At 60.8% G+C, this 16,155-nt stretch carries 17 protein-coding genes; 10 read left to right on the forward strand and 7 right to left on the reverse strand.

The features are described from left to right. Positions 1-2: 2 nt before the first annotated feature. Entirely contained in the window at positions 3-494 is a 492-nt protein-coding gene (locus IB238_RS10785; protein WP_192246067.1) for an NUDIX domain-containing protein, read from the reverse strand. A 187-nt stretch (positions 495-681) separates the two neighbouring features. Between IB238_RS10785 and IB238_RS10790 the strand changes: the two genes are divergently transcribed. The 4 genes from IB238_RS10790 to IB238_RS10805 all read left to right on the forward strand — a co-directional run bounded on the left by IB238_RS10790 (position 682) and on the right by IB238_RS10805 (position 3,876). Beyond that, positions 682-1,596 carry a metallophosphoesterase gene (locus tag IB238_RS10790; protein ID WP_192246069.1) on the forward strand — a complete coding sequence of 305 codons (915 nt, stop codon included), beginning with the start codon at positions 682-684 and terminating at the stop codon, positions 1,594-1,596. A 115-nt stretch (positions 1,597-1,711) separates the two neighbouring features. Beyond that, positions 1,712-2,302, forward strand: coding sequence for a tetratricopeptide repeat protein (locus tag IB238_RS10795; RefSeq protein ID WP_192246071.1), 591 nt, complete (start codon positions 1,712-1,714; stop codon positions 2,300-2,302). Between the two features lie 212 nt (positions 2,303-2,514). Beyond that, on the forward strand, positions 2,515-3,033 hold the full coding sequence (locus IB238_RS10800; RefSeq protein ID WP_192246073.1) for an RNA polymerase sigma factor: 519 nt from the start codon (positions 2,515-2,517) through the stop codon (positions 3,031-3,033). 3 nt (positions 3,034-3,036) lie between these two features. After that, complete coding sequence (locus tag IB238_RS10805) at positions 3,037-3,876, forward strand: anti-sigma factor (protein WP_192246075.1); 840 nt, start codon at positions 3,037-3,039, stop codon at positions 3,874-3,876. 82 nt (positions 3,877-3,958) lie between these two features. Here the strand turns inward: IB238_RS10805 and leuA are convergent, their stop codons facing one another. Then, positions 3,959-5,668, reverse strand: a complete 1,710-nt coding sequence (gene leuA, locus IB238_RS10810) for a 2-isopropylmalate synthase (protein ID WP_192246077.1) — start codon at positions 5,666-5,668, stop codon at positions 3,959-3,961. A 410-nt stretch (positions 5,669-6,078) separates the two neighbouring features. Here leuA and IB238_RS10815 point away from each other — a divergent pair, with 410 nt between their 5' ends. Beyond that, the gene (locus IB238_RS10815) at positions 6,079-6,273 is read left to right on the forward strand and encodes a hypothetical protein (RefSeq protein WP_192246078.1); all 195 of its coding nucleotides are present in this window, start codon (positions 6,079-6,081) and stop codon (positions 6,271-6,273) included. A 72-nt stretch (positions 6,274-6,345) separates the two neighbouring features. Here IB238_RS10815 and IB238_RS10820 read toward each other — a convergent pair whose 3' ends face one another. After that, positions 6,346-6,927, reverse strand: a complete 582-nt coding sequence (locus tag IB238_RS10820) for an ATP-dependent Clp protease proteolytic subunit (RefSeq protein WP_192246080.1) — start codon at positions 6,925-6,927, stop codon at positions 6,346-6,348. 303 nt (positions 6,928-7,230) lie between these two features. Between IB238_RS10820 and IB238_RS10825 the strand changes: the two genes are divergently transcribed. Then, positions 7,231-7,587: an SPW repeat protein gene (locus IB238_RS10825; RefSeq protein ID WP_192246082.1), complete on the forward strand. Its 357-nt coding sequence runs from the start codon at positions 7,231-7,233 to the stop codon at positions 7,585-7,587. A 196-nt stretch (positions 7,588-7,783) separates the two neighbouring features. Here IB238_RS10825 and queF read toward each other — a convergent pair whose 3' ends face one another. From queF to IB238_RS10840, 3 genes are all read right to left on the reverse strand, one after another. Next, positions 7,784-8,248 (reverse strand): preQ(1) synthase, encoded by a 465-nt coding sequence (gene queF, locus IB238_RS10830; protein ID WP_192246083.1) that lies wholly within the window; start codon positions 8,246-8,248, stop codon positions 7,784-7,786. Then, on the reverse strand, positions 8,245-9,162 hold the full coding sequence (locus IB238_RS10835; protein ID WP_192246085.1) for a cation diffusion facilitator family transporter: 918 nt from the start codon (positions 9,160-9,162) through the stop codon (positions 8,245-8,247). Before IB238_RS10835 ends, queF begins: the two co-directional genes overlap by 4 nt. Before the next feature lie 138 nt (positions 9,163-9,300). Continuing rightward, complete coding sequence (locus tag IB238_RS10840; RefSeq protein ID WP_192246087.1) at positions 9,301-11,490, reverse strand: anthranilate synthase; 2,190 nt, start codon at positions 11,488-11,490, stop codon at positions 9,301-9,303. Positions 11,491-11,888: 398 nt separating this feature from the next. Between IB238_RS10840 and IB238_RS10845 the strand changes: the two genes are divergently transcribed. The 3 genes from IB238_RS10845 to IB238_RS10855 all read left to right on the forward strand — a co-directional run bounded on the left by IB238_RS10845 (position 11,889) and on the right by IB238_RS10855 (position 13,599). Further along, on the forward strand, positions 11,889-12,170 hold the full coding sequence (locus IB238_RS10845) for a hypothetical protein (protein ID WP_192246088.1): 282 nt from the start codon (positions 11,889-11,891) through the stop codon (positions 12,168-12,170). A 153-nt stretch (positions 12,171-12,323) separates the two neighbouring features. Beyond that, positions 12,324-12,995 carry an extensin family protein gene (locus IB238_RS10850; RefSeq protein WP_348648226.1) on the forward strand — a complete coding sequence of 224 codons (672 nt, stop codon included), beginning with the start codon at positions 12,324-12,326 and terminating at the stop codon, positions 12,993-12,995. Between the two features lie 94 nt (positions 12,996-13,089). Further along, the gene (locus IB238_RS10855; protein WP_192246092.1) at positions 13,090-13,599 is read left to right on the forward strand and encodes a DUF1993 domain-containing protein; all 510 of its coding nucleotides are present in this window, start codon (positions 13,090-13,092) and stop codon (positions 13,597-13,599) included. Here IB238_RS10855 and IB238_RS10860 read toward each other — a convergent pair. Beyond that, positions 13,596-13,877: a hypothetical protein gene (locus IB238_RS10860; RefSeq protein WP_192246094.1), complete on the reverse strand. Its 282-nt coding sequence runs from the start codon at positions 13,875-13,877 to the stop codon at positions 13,596-13,598. The genes IB238_RS10855 and IB238_RS10860 overlap by 4 nt on opposite strands. Before the next feature lie 21 nt (positions 13,878-13,898). Here IB238_RS10860 and IB238_RS10865 point away from each other — a divergent pair, with 21 nt between their 5' ends. Continuing rightward, complete coding sequence (locus IB238_RS10865) at positions 13,899-16,127, forward strand: TonB-dependent hemoglobin/transferrin/lactoferrin family receptor (protein ID WP_192246096.1); 2,229 nt, start codon at positions 13,899-13,901, stop codon at positions 16,125-16,127. Positions 16,128-16,155 lie beyond the last annotated feature (28 nt).

Consider the following 16,155-nt stretch of genomic DNA (forward strand, 5'->3'; position numbering starts at 1 on the left):
GATTACCAGATGTCGGCCGGCTGCGACCGGCCGGCCACTTCGTCAAGCCTGCGCCGTGTCGCGGGCGTCACCCCTTCGGGCAGCGCATCGAGGGCAAAGAATCCGGCCTCCCGGATTTCCCGGTCGGGCAATTTCGGCCCGCTCTGGCGCACGTTCTCGCAGATGTAGAACAGCACGTGGTCGCGCTTGCTCGTTCCCCTGTTGAAGTAGACATGGAACAGCCTTGGCGGGTCGACCGCCGCAAGGTTGCCCTCCTCGCGCATCTCCTTGGCCAGCGCCTGCGGGACCGTCTCGTGTCTCTCGACGCCGCCGCCGGGCAGATGCCAGCCGGGGACATAGCTGTGGCGCACGAGGAAGACGCGCCCCTCGGTATCAAAGCACGCAGCCCGCACGCCGAGCGTCATGCCACGCGCGTAGGCGAAGTAGCCGTGCATCACGAGCGTCACAAGGCGAGCCCAGAGGGTTCGCTTTTCCGGCGATCTCTTGCTGCTCATGCCTCACCTCGTCGATTGCGCGACCCAGCCACGATCGACAGGCTTTGCCTCAATGGAGACATGAATCAAGGCACCCTCTGAAATACGGTACCGTTGTCCACGCGCAATAAAGGCGACCTGCCTCGTTCGGCAACGAATCCGGGTGTGCGGCATTTCCTTCCGCCCCTGACTCGGTCTAAGGAAGGCCATGCTCCGTCTCGCCCATATCTCCGACGTCCATCTCGGCCCGCTGCCTGCGCTTTCCGTCATGGAACTGGCGTCGAAGCGCATCACCGGGTTCATCAACTGGCACAGCAATCGTCGCCGGCACCTTTTTGCCAACACGCTTGATCTGTTGCTGGACGATCTGGAGCGCCGCAATCCGGACCACCTCGCCATCACCGGCGACCTCGTCAATCTCGCCGCCACCGGCGAAATCGACGCTGTCGCACGTTGGCTTCCCGGCGTCGGAACCCCCGAGAACGTCTCGGTCGTGCTTGGCAACCACGACGCCTACGTGCCTGGCGCCTATGAGCGCTCAACACGAGCCTGGTATCCCTACATGCGGGGCGACGATGCACCGGCAGAATGGACCGAGGGTCGTTCGATGTTCCCCTACATGCGCGTGCGCGGCAATGTCGCCCTGATTGGTTGCTCAACAGCCGTGGCGACGCCGCCGTTTGCGGCGAGCGGCTACTTCGGCAGGCGCCAGGCTCGCGAAACCGTCAATCTGCTGCGGGCTGCCGGCAAGGCAGGGCTGTTTCGCGTGGTGATGATCCATCACCCGCCGATCCGCGGAGCGACCTCGCTCCACAAGCGGATGATCGGTATTCGCCGTTTTGCCGCAACGATTTCCTCGGGCGGAGCGGAACTCGTGCTGCACGGGCATACGCACCTCAACACCGTGTACTGGCTGCGCAGCCCCGCCGGCCCGGTCCCGGTGGTCGGCATCGCATCGGCTTCGCAAGGGCCTGGCGGGCACAAACCACCCGCTGCCTACAATATCTTCGAGATTTCCGGAGAACCGGGACGCTGGAACCTCATGCGCGAGCGCTATGCGCTGGACGAACTGGGCGAGGATGTCGTGCTTGCCGAAACGACGCGCCTCCACACAGGGGAATAAAGGACCTTCGGGCTTCGTCTAATCTTCTGGATGCGTTTCGCAACGCGGGCCGAGATCGACCTTCGAGCGATACGCCTTCCTCCGCTATCGGCGACTACCCGTGGAAGGATTGAAGATGTCCCTGACCCGCATCATTTTCGCCACATCATTTGCTCTGGTACTTGCGCCGACTGGCGTCGCATTCGCTGCCGACAGCGGCGGCGGCTCGGCGCCCAGCCCGACCCCAACGACCACGACATGCACGAATGGCAAGGTCTGGAGCCCGCAGCGCAAAATGTGCCTCACACCGAACCAGATCAGAGCCAATTCCAAGAAGAACGGCACGCAAAAGAAAACCGAACTGAAGCCGGACGACATACTCTACGAAGCGGCGCGGGAGTTTGCCTATGCCGGACAGTACAGTAACGCTCTCAACGCGCTGAAGGCCGCAGAAAACCAGAACGATCCGCGCATTCTCAATTACTATGGCTTCGCATACCGCAAGCTCGGTCAGATCGATCGCGCCATGACGTACTATCGCAAAGCGCTGCAGAAGGATGAGAACTACATCCTCGCCCGCTCCTACATGGGCCAGGCACTGATCGCCCAAGGCGATATCCAGGGGGCACGCGTACAACTCGTCGAAATCCGTGACCGTGGCGGCGAGAATAGTTGGGCGTATAAGTCCCTCCTGCAGTCGCTCGGTGGCGATCGCAGCACTTACTGACGAGCCTCACCCGCCACTTGGAGGATCGACGGCGTTGTCGCGGCGTCGATCCTCGCAGAGACCGTTCCCCGACAGTAACGCCGAAAGCACCGGAAACTTCCGTTTCCATCTGCCGCGCGCTTGCAGACCGAGGCACAAATGTTCCATATCAATGATCGCGGCCAGGATTGCAGCGAATATTGGTCTGATCTCGAACGTTCCTTGGAAGAGCAATGCGTCCCACGGCAGAATCGAATGAATTCCGGCGTGAATTGGTTGGTCTTTTGCCGAAGCTGCGCCGCTTTGCCATGACTTTGACAAGAAATGCCAGCGATGCCGACGATCTCGTTCAGGAAGTTTGTGAGCGCGCCATTACCCGGAGCCACCTCTGGAACGGGGAAGGACGGCTGGAGAGCTGGATCTATGCCATGACGCGAAATCTCTGGGTGGACGAAGTCAGGAAACGGAAAGTCCGCACAGGTTCTGGCACGGTTGACTTCTCCGAACAGGACGATCTGCGAATAGAGGCGTCGGCCGACAAAGCCGTCTACGCCAAGCAATTGCACAAACTGATCATGACGATGCCGGAAGGCCTTTCGAGCGTGTTCCTGCTGGTGAACGTGGAAGGTCACAGCTACCGCGAGGCCGCGGATATTCTCGGAATCCCGATCGGTACCGTCATGAGCAGGCTTTCGACGGCGCGCATTAGGCTTGCCGCCATGATTTCAGAACAGACAGAAAGGAGGACCTGAGCTTTGGAAAGCACACAGGGTCTCCCGCTCGAAGTGCGCTTGTCAGCCTATCTGGACGGGCAGCTACCGCATGCGGAAGTACGAGAAATCGACGGAATTCTTGCGCACGACGAGAAGGCGCGCACACTCTTCAACCGGCTCAAACTCGGCAGCGACCTGGGACGCAAGGCGTTCGAGGACATGCTGCACGAACCGGTGCCGCTTGATCTCGTCCGCAACATCAAGTTGGCCACAATAGAAGGTGGGCAGAGTGCAGGACGTCTGCCTCCGGCACAGCCTGTCAGGGACGTAACGCCTTTTGGAAGCTGGGCTCGTCTTGGTGCCGCCGGGCTGGTACTGCTCCTGGCCAGCGGCAGCGCGGGCTACCTGCTCGGCACCCGGCACGTACCTGCGGCCACGCCGGTGCAGACGGTCGAAGCACGAGACTGGCTGGACGACATCGCCGGTCTTCATCGCATCTACGCGCGGCAAACCCGCCACCTGGCGGAAGTCCCGCCATCGGAAGGCCAGCACATTACCGAATGGCTCGCCTCGGCTGTTGGTATGGAGTTTAAAATTCCCGACCTTACCGCCAGCGGACTTGCCTTCGAGGGCGCCCGACTTCTCGTCGCAGCCGGCAGTCCGACCGCGCAACTTCTCTACAAGGACGCAGATGGCCAGATTTTTTCCATCTACTTCCAGAAGAGCGACCCCGTTGCGGAGAAGAGCGACCTCACCGACAGCATTCGCGACGACCTCGGCCTTATCGCCTGGCAGAACGGTTCTGCGTCATATGTCGTCGTCGGTCCTTCGTCAGACCCTGCACTGGAAGCGATCGCCAAGGCGGTGGCGCAGGCGATCTAAGGCTACGGCAACGTGCTGCAATCAACAAAAGGCCGCCCCGGCAATCCGGCGCGGCCTATTGATTTCAAGCCCACCCGCGCGATCAGCGGGCGGATTCCTCCAGAACCCGGTTAGCGGCTGACACAATCGCCTCGAGCGAGGCGGCGACGATATTGGTGTTCATGCCGACGCCGAACAGCTTTCCGCCGGGATGTTCGATCTCGACATAGGCGATCGCAGCCGCGTTCGAGCCCTGCTGCAGCGAATGCTCGGAGTAGTCGACGACCGACATCTCCACGCCGGTATAGACCGAAAGCGCATGGATAAAGCCGTCGATCGGTCCGGTCCCCTGCCCCTCGATCTTTTTCGTCTCGCCCTTGTCGGTGATCTCAGCTGCGACGATGCGCACGCCCTTGCGGGTCGTGTCAGGATAGGTGTGGTGATCGACAAAGCGCAGCCGAGCGTCCGGCTGGGTGACATAGCGCTCAAGGAAACGTTCGTAGATGCGCTTCGAGGGTAGCTCGACGCCCTCTTCGTCGGTGATGCGCTGGATGTCCTCGCGGAACTCGACCTGCAGGTTGCGCGGCAGGTTGATGCCGTGGTCCTGCTGCAGGATATAGGCGATGCCGCCCTTGCCGGACTGCGAGTTGATGCGGATGATCGCCTCGTAGGTGCGGCCGACGTCCTGCGGATCGATCGGCAGGTAGGGCACCTCCCAGATCGGCTTGTTGGCCGTCTTGATCGCCTTCATGCCCTTGTTGATCGCGTCCTGGTGCGAACCGGAGAACGCCGTGTAGACCAGTTCGCCGACGTAAGGGTGGCGATCCGGAATGACCATCTCGTTGGAATACTCGTAGACGGCCTTGATACGTTCGATGTCGGTGCAGTCGAGCTTGGGGTCGACCCCTTGCGTATACATGTTCAGCGCCAGCGTCACGACGTCGACATTGCCGGTGCGCTCGCCGTTGCCAAACAGCGTACCCTCGACGCGGTCCGCCCCCGCCATCAGGCCGAGTTCGGTGGCGGCGATGCCGGTGCCGCGGTCGTTGTGCGGATGCAGCGAAATGATCAGGTTTTCGCGATTGTCGAGGTTGCGGCACATCCACTCGATCTGGTCGGCATAGATGTTCGGCGTCGCCATCTCGACCGTGGACGGCAGGTTGATGATCAGCTTGTTCTCAGCCGTCGGACGGACGATCTCGGTGACGGCGTTGCAGATCTCCAGCGCCACTTCGAGTTCTGTGCCGGTGAAGCTTTCCGGCGAATATTCGAAGCGGTAGTCGCCACCGGCCTCGGCCGCCATGTCCATGATCATCTTCGCAGCGTCGGTGGCGATCTGTTTGATGCCGGCGACGTCCTTTGAGAAGACGACGCGGCGCTGCAGTTCGCTCGTCGAATTGTAGAAGTGGATGATCGGGCGCTTGGCGCCTTCCAGCGCCTCGAAGGTGCGGGTGATCAGCTCGGGCCGGCACTGGACCAGCACCTGCAACGAGACGTCGTCGGGGACGTTGCCCTCCTCGACGCACCAGCGGGCGAAGTCGAAGTCAGTTTGCGAGGCAGACGGGAAGCCGATCTCGATTTCCTTGAAGTTCATGTCGAGCAAGAGCTGGAACATCCGGGCCTTGCGGTCGTGACCCATCGGATTGACCAGCGACTGGTTGCCGTCACGCAGGTCGACCGAACACCAGATCGGCGCTTCGGTGATGATCTTGCTCGGCCAGGTACGGTCCGGAATGCTGATCTGCGGATAGGGCTGGTACTTTGCCGCCGCATTCGGCATGCCTTGCTTCGGAGTATGGGTCTTTACGGTCATGTGCTCGTCTCTTCGTCATCCCGGCTTTCAGGTAGCGTCATAGCGGATCGAAGCACGCTTGACGACGGCGAAAGCTGACCTTCTGAGGGTCCGGGGCGAATTTACAATAGGGGTGATGCGAGGAGCACTTGCGCCGGTAGGCTTTTCGGCCACCGGGCGCTCCTCAAAGAACCCGGCAACCGCGCGTAAGGCCGAGAAGAAGGAGCGAGGAGAAGCTGCGCGAACGTTCGCGGGCAGCCTGCTGGCTGCGCGAAATGCGTTCAACGATGGTGCTTCTGGTCTTCAACATGGGCTGGCTTATAGCTGTGTCGCCGCTGTGGCGCAAGCCTTGCGCGAGATGATTTGTACAGGACGCGTTCCGGCGTTAGTCTTTGGGTCGTCCGTCGTGGAGGATATTTGGGAGTTGGGCGATGAAATATGTCGTTGTGACACTGCTTGTCATGCTGGTGGGTTGTCAGTCCGCCGCGCCGGTCAGCCAGGCGACGCTGGACGCCCGGAACTATTGCTTCCGGCAATATGGCGGCCCGAGCAGCGACCAATACGACTATTGTGTCTATGCACGTTCAGTTGGCATGAAAGACTATGGTCCGCCAGGCTTCTATTGAGACCCTTGATAACAAGACGCCCTTCCGCCGCGAGGACGGAAGCGCGTTGATGTCGTTTAGCGTCGGGCCGGATCAGATCTCGGCTTGCGACGAGATGATCCGCGACACGAGGCCGTATTCCAAGGCTTCCTTTGCGGAGAGCCAATAGTCGCGGTCTGTGTCCTTGGCAATCTTTTCGATTGCCTGCCCCGTGGCATCCGCGAAGATCTTATTCAGCCGCTCGTTCATCTTGATGATTTCGCGGGCCTGGATCTCAATGTCGGAGGCCATGCCGCGCGTGCCGCCGGACGGTTGGTGCAGCAGGAAGCGCGTGTTCGGCAGGCAGAGGCGCTGTTCCTTCGGCGCCGCGACGTAGATCAGCGCGCCGGCGGAAGCCACCCAGCCGGTCCCGATCACCCAGACCTTCGGCTTGATGAACTTGATCATGTCGTGGATGCTGTCGCCGGACTCGACATGGCCGCCGGGCGAATTGACGAAGATGCGGATGTCTTCGTCACTGGCGGCGGCAAGCGCCACGAGCTGCGAGCAGACCTTCTGCGCCAGTTCCTGGGTGATGCCGCCATAGATGAAGATCGAGCGCGACTTGAACAGGTTCGCCTCGGTTTCCTTGCCGAGCGGCAGCTCGGTCTTCTTGTCGTCTTCTTCGTCGTTCATCGGCAACTCTCCGCCTGTCGTCTCAAAAATCCTTGCCGCAGTCAGATAATGCGACTCAGTCGTCAAGACAATGCAACAAAACGCCGGCCGGGCGATAGAGGGCGCCAAGGTCAGCGGCAAACAGGGTAAATGCCCCTCACACGATCCCACATCCGTCGATCGCACCCGCATACGAAGAGGGCATCTCCACACGGACCCGTGATCGCCCCGTAACCCTCATGAATCTTGAAGGAAATAATTATTAGAGTACCCTAATATTTAACCGTGCAATTGCGCACGGCGGAGTGCCTCATGGAGGTTGCGATGATGAATCTCATGTCCGGTCGGAGAAGTCAGGATCTGGTCACCCTGCTCCTGGCGGTCTGCCTGTTTCTTTCTCCCTGGGTCATAGGCTATGTCGCCGATGCGACGCCGAGCTGGAACGCCTGGATCGCCGGCATCGTGCTCGGCGGCTTCGCGATCATGACCCTTTCGGCCTTCGCAGAATGGGAGGAATGGGTGAACATGGTGGTCGGCCTGTGGCTGATCGTGTCGCCCTGGTTGCTTGGCTTCATGGCCAACACCAGTGCGATGTGGACTCACGTGATCCTCGGGATCTGCACCGCCGCACTGTCGGCCTGGGCAGTCTGGGACTTTCGCCATCCGCATTCGCACGCCTAGCGCCAAGCGCTTGATTTTCTGCGCACTTTCCAGTGCACGGAAGATTGACAGTACGCTCTGAGGCGACGGATGCACCGATCGAATAGAGCCCGGTTCTTCGGATTGACGCGTTCTGTGCTGCGCACTCCCCCTGGTGCGCAGCACAGTCACGTTACAGGCAAGGCAATCGGACGGTACCGGTCTTCGGCGAGGTCTCTCACCCGCGCCCGCGATAGGGCGCAACCCCCTGGTCCGGCAGCCACACCCCTTCCGGTGGCGCGCCGGTCTGCCAGAACACATCGATCGGGATTCCGCCGCGCGGATACCAGTAGGCACCGATCCGCAGCCATTTTGGCGAAAGCAGCTTCACCAGCCGCTTGGCGATATCGAGCGTGCAATCCTCGTGGAAGGCGCCGTGGTTGCGGAAGGAGTGCAGGTAGAGCTTCAACGATTTTGATTCGACCAGCCATCCGTCCGGCACGTAGTCGATAACGATATGGGCAAAATCCGGCTGGCCGGTCATCGGGCAGAGCGAGGTGAATTCCGGCGCGGTGAAGCGGACGACGAAATCGGTTCCTTCATGCCCGCTCGGCACCTTTTCCAGCACCGCCTCCTCCGGGCTCGCCGGAAGCTCGACGTTGCGGCCGAGTTGCGACAGGTTTGAAACGTCAGTCTTGGTCATGGCTTGGCCCTTTCCACTTGTACCTTGATGCCGTGCGCCCTCTCCGTCTCCGGCTCCACATGAATGGCGATCTGTGCACCGGGCTGAATGGCCTCGATCGCCGCCTCCAGCCGGTCGCAGATCTCATGCGCATCGCCAACCGCCATGCTGGCCGGGACCACCAGATGGAAATCGACAAAGGTTGCCGGTCCGGCCCTTCGTGTCTTCAGGTCGTGGACGCCAAGCGAGCCTTCCGCATGGGTGGCGATTGCATGCTTGATCGCCGTCTCTTCGTCCAGTTCCACCGCATGGTCCATCAATCCGCTCACTGAGCTGGAGATGATTTTCCACCCCTGAAAGACGATGTGCAAGGCGACAAGGATCGCCATGACCGGATCGAGGATCGCAAAACCTGTCGCAAGCGCCAGCAATAGTCCGACCAGCACCCCGGCAGAAGTGACCACATCCGAAAGGATGTGGTGTCCGTCTGCGCTCAATGCCGGCGAACGGTGCCGGCGGCCTGCCCGGATCAGGATCGTTGCCCAGCCGGCATTGATCAGCGCAGCAGCAAGATTGATCGCAAGACCGAGAATCGGCTGATCGAGCAGCGTCGGCGCCCGCAGCTTCGGCACGGCCTCCTGCAGGATGAGCAGCGCGGCGACGACGATAAGAACACCCTCGATGACCGCGGAAAAGTACTCGGCCTTATGGTGCCCGAATGGGTGTGTGGCATCGGCGGGCCGCGCCGCATAACGAATCGCCCACCAGGCGAGAACGGCAGCGATCACGTTTACGGTCGACTCGAGCGCGTCCGACAGAAGCGCAACGGAACCGGTCACCCACCAGGCGAGCAACTTCAACCCCATGACAAAGAAGGCCAGCGGAATGCCGATCAGCGCCAGTCGATTGACGGTTGGGTTTCCGTTCGTAGCCATGCTCGCTCCTGTGCGGATGCAAACGAATTGCAAGAACCGCGCTCATCAACGCAAAACCGCCCGCGCGGGGTTTCGCGCAGGCGGCTCTTTCGGGGTTTCTATCGACCGAAACGGCCGAGATGTCAAAGGCTGATTGGGTTATGCAGCCTTCGTCTTCGTCTTGCGCGCCAGATGGGCAACCACGTTCTCGATCATTCGCATCCCCGCGTCCCCGCCGAGCGTCATGATCGATTCCGGATGGAACTGCACAGCTGCCACCGGCTCCTTGGAGTGCTCGATCCCCATGATCGTGCCATCCTCGCTTTCGGCGGTGATGACGAAATCGCGCGAAAGCGTCGCGGGATCGGCGAAGATCGAGTGGTAACGGCCGACCGTGACCTCCTTGCCGAGGCCCGAAAAGACGATACCAGGCTCCAGCACGCGAATGCGCGAGGGCTTGCCGTGCATCGGGATCGCGAGCTGTCGCAGTTCTCCGCCATAGGCCTCGGCCAGCGCCTGCAATCCGAGGCAGACGCCGAAGATCGGTAAGCTTCGCTCGCGTGCCTTCCTGATCGTTGTCTTGCAGTCGAAGTCCCTAGGGCTGCCGGGGCCGGGCGAGAGCACGACGAGATCGGGCTTGAGGCGGTCGAACAATTCGTCGGCAACGGGCGTGCGCACCGTCGTCACGGTCGCGCCGGTCTGACGGAAGTAGTTTGCCAGCGTGTGAACGAAGCTGTCCTCGTGATCGACGAGAAGGATGTTCACGCCGGCGCCGACAGAGGCGACGTCGCGCTGAGACTTGGCCGCGTTCCCGGCCTTGGCGTCACGGATGGCTGCAATCATGGCGGATGCTTTCAATTCGGTTTCCGCTTCTTCTTCCTGCGGATTGGAGTCGTTCAGGAGCGTAGCGCCTGCCCTGACCTCGGCGATGCCGTCCTTGATGCGGATGGTGCGCAGCGTCAGCCCGGTGTTCATGTCGCCATTGAAGCCGACCATGCCGATCGCACCACCGTACCACAGCCGCGGACTCTTCTCGTGCGCCTCGATGAAGCGCATCGCCCACAGCTTCGGGGCGCCTGTCACCGTTACTGCCCACGCATGGGACAGGAAGCCATCGAAGGCGTCCATGTCGTCGCGCAGGCGCCCTTCGATGTGGTCGACCGTGTGGATCAGGCGGGAATACATCTCGATCTGCCGACGGCCGATGACCTTGACGGAACCAGGTTCGCAGACGCGGCTCTTGTCGTTGCGGTCGACGTCGGAGCACATGGTCAGCTCCGACTCGTCCTTCTTGGAATTCAGAAGCTTCAGGATCTGTTCGCTGTCGGCGATCGGGTCGTCGCCGCGCTTGATCGTGCCGGAAATCGGGCAGGTCTCGATGCGGCGGCCCGACACACGCACGAACATCTCCGGTGAGGCGCCGACGAGATACTCCTGGTTTCCGAGATTGATGAAGAAGGAATAGGGCGACGGATTGATCGCCTTCAGGCGCCGGGAAATCTCCGACGGCTTGCTTTCGCAGCGTTCATAGAACTTCTGGCCCGGCACCACCTCGAACAGGTCACCGCGGCGGAAACTCTCCTTCGCCTTGACGACCAGGTCGGCATACTCGCCGGGGTGATGGTCCCCGCGCGGCGGGATGGTATCGGAGGTGCGGAACGGTTCCGGCGCGATCGCCTGGTTCTTCCCCTCCGTCGTCACCCCGTCCTTGGCGAAGTCATAGCGGTCAATCCAGGCCTTTGCGGCATAGTGGTCGACGACCAGGATCTCATCCGGAAGAAACAGCACCATATCGCGCTGGTCTTCTGGACGCGGAAGTTTCAAATCGATCGAGTCGAACTGGAAGGCGAGGTCATAGCCGAAGGCACCGTAGAAGCCGAGACTGGAGTCCTCCGGCGAATGGAACAGGTCCGTCACCGCCCGCAAGACCGTAAAGACCGTCGGGATCTTGGAGCGCTCCTCTTCGGTGAAGACGCGATCCGGCTCATTGACCTTGAGGTCCAGGCGACGCGGCGTCGATGCGCCGAGCGTCAGTTCCGGCACCTTCGCAAGACACGGCGCGATGATGTCGAGGAGCGCTTCGCCGCGCTCATTGTAGGCGTTGAGCCAGACGTTTCGGCCGAAGGAGGTGATGGCGAGCGGCGGATCGACAATCGCCGTGTCCCAGCGGGTATAGCGGCCCGGATATTCGTAGTTCGAGGAAAAGACCGCGCCGCGATGCTCGTCGAGCCTGTCGACATAACCCGAAATCGCGTTCGCATAGTCCGCAGCCCGGCGCCGGCGCGTCACGGCGATGCCGCCGCGCGTTTCGTAGGTCTCGGCGCCATCGTCAAGAAGTTTCGTCACCATTCCCCTGCTCTCCTGTTCGGCCCGGATGAAACGGCCCGAAAAAGAAAAAGCCGCCTCGAGGGTTCCGGGCGGCTTGTCGTGTCAATCACGCATGACTGGTCGAGGCCGCTTTCAGCGAGCCCACCACCAGATTGCGATGTTGCGTACGTTTGTCATCGGCCGAATTGTTAGCGCGAAGCGCAGGTGAACGCAACGGCCTTTTCCCACGACGAGAACGCCAGCGCCCCATAGTTCTGATTGCGACATTTGCGGCAGAAATCAGCTCAGAAGCCTCGCCAAATCTGGGGATGGTTATGCTTTGCAGGCCCTGACATGCTGCAACTAGATCGATTTAAATCTCATCAAGATCCAGGAACTGCCAACGCATGGTGACATGCCAACTTGCTCATTTTCGCCGCTTGCAGCGACGCCTGCTTGACGGGATCGACGACTACGACACCCCTGAATTTCGCGCTCTCGACCGCCAAGCAGCGGATACTTTTGATGCCATTTTGCAGCACTCGCCTTCAAATGCCGATGAAGCGCAGGCGCTTATCTCCTTCTTTCTCGACATAATCGCCAACGATGAAGGATGCGGCAGTGGACGCCTGATCGAGCGGGTGCGGGAACTGACCGAGACTCTCGTTGCCTGCGTGCGCGCACGGCCCGGCTCCGAGCGCGGACACGGCGCGGGTGCCTAACCGGCAATAGCCGTGGAACCGAAAACATGCATGAGCGTTCTTTTCTGACCGTTGGCACGGACAAGATGGAGCGAAAAGATAGACCTACGATCAGTTCCCCCCCTCATCGCGTGCATATTACTGACTGGGATGACCCTCCCTCAGGAAGGTCCCGTGCCGGTTGCGCGGCCTGTGCAGAAGAACGTCAAACCGGACAACGCGGCACCACCGGCCGAGGAACTGCGAAAAGAGGAACTACAACCACCGCCTCCGCCGCTCATGGAGGAACGTGCGACCGTCGTTGACGCCTGCATTGCCGAGTTGAGATCGGCGGGCGCCGTCGTCAAGGTTACAGAGCGGATCGACCCGAAGAACGGCTGCGGCATTGCACGACCGGTCACGGTCTCGCGCCTTACTCCCGATATCGAGATCGTGCCCGAAGCGACATTGCGTTGCGAGACGGCACTCCAGCTTCAGCGGTGGACCCGCGAAGCGATCGTTCCCGCGACCAAGGCGGCGATGCCGGATAAGCGGCTCGTCGGGCTGGATCAGGCCTCCGCCTACGTCTGCCGCAACCGCAATGGCGCACCGAACGGAAAGATCTCCGAGCATGCGTTCGGCAACGCGATCGACATCGCGGCATTTGCCTTTTCGGACGGCAGTCAGCTTGCGATCGCGCCGCGCGAGGAGGATGCGTCAACCGAGGGCGCGCTGCAGCGTGCCGCGGTTGCCACTGCCTGTCTGTATTTCACCACAGTCCTCGATCCGGGCAGCGACGCCGCACACGAAACCCATCTGCATCTCGACGTCAAAAAGCGGGCGAATGGATATAGATATTGTTGGTAGACAGCAGGCGCAAAATTCCCACGATTGACCTATCTTGATCTGCGTGGCGAAAAACCGGATCACCGGCTTACCAGTATCGACAAGGATCGCCACCATGCCTCTTTCCATGCATCGCCTGTCCGTTCCGGTCTTCGTTCGCGGCCTTACGGTACTGTCGACACTTCTAGACAAGGCGCAAGCCTACGCGGGCGAAAACAAGATCGCCCCGGAAGTGCTCATCAATGCGCGGCTGGCTCCAGACATGCTGCCCTTCTCGGCACAGATCCAGCGTGTCAGCGACACCGCGAAAAATGCATTGGGGCGGCTGACCGGCACCGATGCGCCGAGCTTTCCCGATACGGAAACAACGTTTGCAGAATTAAAGGCGCGCATCGACAACACCATCGCCTACCTGAACTCGATCCGGGAAGCCGATATGAAAGGAAGCGAAACCCGTGAGGTCGTCCTCAATGTCGGCAAGCTCAAGGTGACGTTTTCAGGCGAAAACTATCTGCTGGAATTCGCGCTTCCGAACTTCTTTTTCCACGTCACGACCGCATACGACATTCTCCGCCACAATGGCCTGGAAATCGGCAAGGGGGACTATCTCGGCCCCTACGATTAGGCAAACGGACCGCCGCGCGTTCGTGACGCTTGTCGCTCCGCATCGGCCTGACGAAACACAGCGACCGTCGACGCCCGCGCGGTCTTGGCCGGTGACAATCGGGCAGCCGCCGCCTGTTTTTCGACGACCCGCGTAAACTTGACTTTAAAAGTCATTTTTAAACTTGACTCATTTAGTCCATATTTATAACACCTTCCGCGGAGCTTCCTTCGCGACGGAATCCAGAAATTAAAAACCTCACGCGCATCGCCGCCGCGATGCGCGACGGTAATTCGCATGCATTTTCAGAGGTATACGACATGACTTCGAATACGCCGCTGACCAGAACGCTGCTGGCCGGTACGGCCATCGCGATCGCGCTCGGCGCAGCATCCGCTCTTGCGCAGGAGGCAACGAACGCCTCGGCAAATCAAGCGACCAACCTGGACACGATCACAGTCGAGGGGGCGAGCGACCCGCAAGCACTTTCCCCGCTCACCCAAACGACCGACCGGGCCGAAATCGAAGAACGCATGATCACCGATTTCCAGGATTTCTCCCGGCGCATTGACGCCGGCGTCAACTTCAATACGCAGAACAACAGCATCAACATTCGCGGGCTCCAGACCGATCGCGTGCTGACCACGCTCGACGGCATCCGCGTGCCATGGCTAGCAGATCCGCGCGATTCCGCCGTCGGCGGTCTGAACGCATTCGATTTCGACAGCCTTTCCGCCATAGATATCACGAAGGGCACCGACTCGAGCCGCTATGGCTCCGGCGCGCTGGGGGGTGTGGTCGGCCTCAGGACACTGAACCCGGAGGATCTGATTGCCGACGGCAAGAATTTCGGCGCCCTGACGAAAACCACCTACGACAGTGCAAATGAAAGCGTGGGCGCCAACGCAGCCCTGGCCGGACGTTACAATGACACCTGGTTGATGATCCAGGGCGGCTACAAGAAGGGCCATGAAACTGACAATCAGGGCGATATCGGTGGCTATGGCCTGAGCAGGACCGAACCAAACCCGATGGACTTCGATCAGGGCAACGTGCTTGCCAAGATCCATCAGTACATCGATGGCGGCCATCGCTTCGGCCTGACGGGCGAAATCTTCAATCTAGACGAAGACACCGACAACATGCGGTCAACGACGGCCGCATACGAACCTGGATCGCTGCACACAGGCGAGGAGGTCAACCGCAAGCGCGTTTCGGCCTCCTACGACTTCATCTCGCCTGATGGGAATGATTGGCTGGACGCAGCCAGCGTCGTCACCTACTGGCAGAGGCAAGGGCTCAACAGCACGACCGATGGTTTCCGCCTGCCTGCAGGCCCCGTAGGGAGCCCCTATGCCTTTCCATTTGGTGTCTACAAGCGCGACAACCTGATCGAGCAGACCACCTATGGCATCAACGGCGATGCGGCAAAGGCGGTCGAGCTCGGCGGCATAGAGCACAACTTCCGTTTCGGCGGCGAGTTGTACGACCAGAAGACGCATCAGTACTCCTGGGGGCAGGATAACTGCCCAGATGGACCGCTGCCTCCTTTTGCGTCCTGCCTGTTCCTGCACTCCAACGCCTCCGACATGCCGGACGTCAATAGTGTTGCGCTGGGCCTTTATGTCGAGGACGACATCAGACTAATGGACGACCGTCTGACGCTGACGCCGGGCCTGCGCTTTGACTGGTATCGCCATTCGCCGAAGTCGACGGCGGCCTACGAGGCAAGTCCGAACTTCGATGCGGCCTATCTGAACTCGGCCAGCGATTCCCGCTTCTCGCCGAAGCTTCGGGCGGCCTGGCAGGCCAACACAGAATTGGAGCTGTACGCCCAATGGTCCCAAGGCTTCCGCGCGCCGACGGCGACGGAGCTCTACCAGAACTTCGGCGCGCCGGGCACCTACGCCCGCATCGGCAATCCGGATCTGGAAACAGAGACCAGCAACGGCTTCGAAATCGGCACCAACTATGTTTCGGACGCGTATACAGTCTCGACGACCGTCTTCAACAACTACTACCGTAATTTCATCGACATGGTGCAGCTCGTACCGCCCGGCGGCGAGTATCCGGTTGCAGGCGTTACCGGCTACGAGAACCTCGCGCACGTGCAAATCTACGGTGTCGAATTTGCGGGTGAGTGGCGTTTCACTGATGAATGGCGGACATGGGGGTCGGTTGCCTGGGCACACGGCAAGGATACCGACACGGACCAAAACCTGAACTCGGTCGCCCCGCTGCGCGCCATCATCGGCCTCGGCTATGCGGCCGAGACCTGGGGATCCGATGTCTCGCTGACGACGGCCGGTGCCCGCAACAAGGTGAGCGACGGCGGTTTCAAGGCGCCCGGCTACGGCATCGTCGATGCCACCGCATGGTGGGAGCCGGAACAGATGGCGGGTCTCCGCGTCCAGGCCGGTGTCTTCAACATCTTCGACAAGAAGTACTGGGATGCGATCAGCGTGCCCGACAACACTACGGAGGCGAGCCGCGACTTCTACAGCGAGCCGGGACGCTCGTTCCGCCTTTCGCTGACGAAGAGCTTCTGACATCCTTGGCGAAAATGCGAAAGGCGCC

The sequence above is a fragment of the Rhizobium sp. ARZ01 genome, from assembly GCF_014851675.1.
Taxonomy (GTDB): domain Bacteria; phylum Pseudomonadota; class Alphaproteobacteria; order Rhizobiales; family Rhizobiaceae; genus Mycoplana.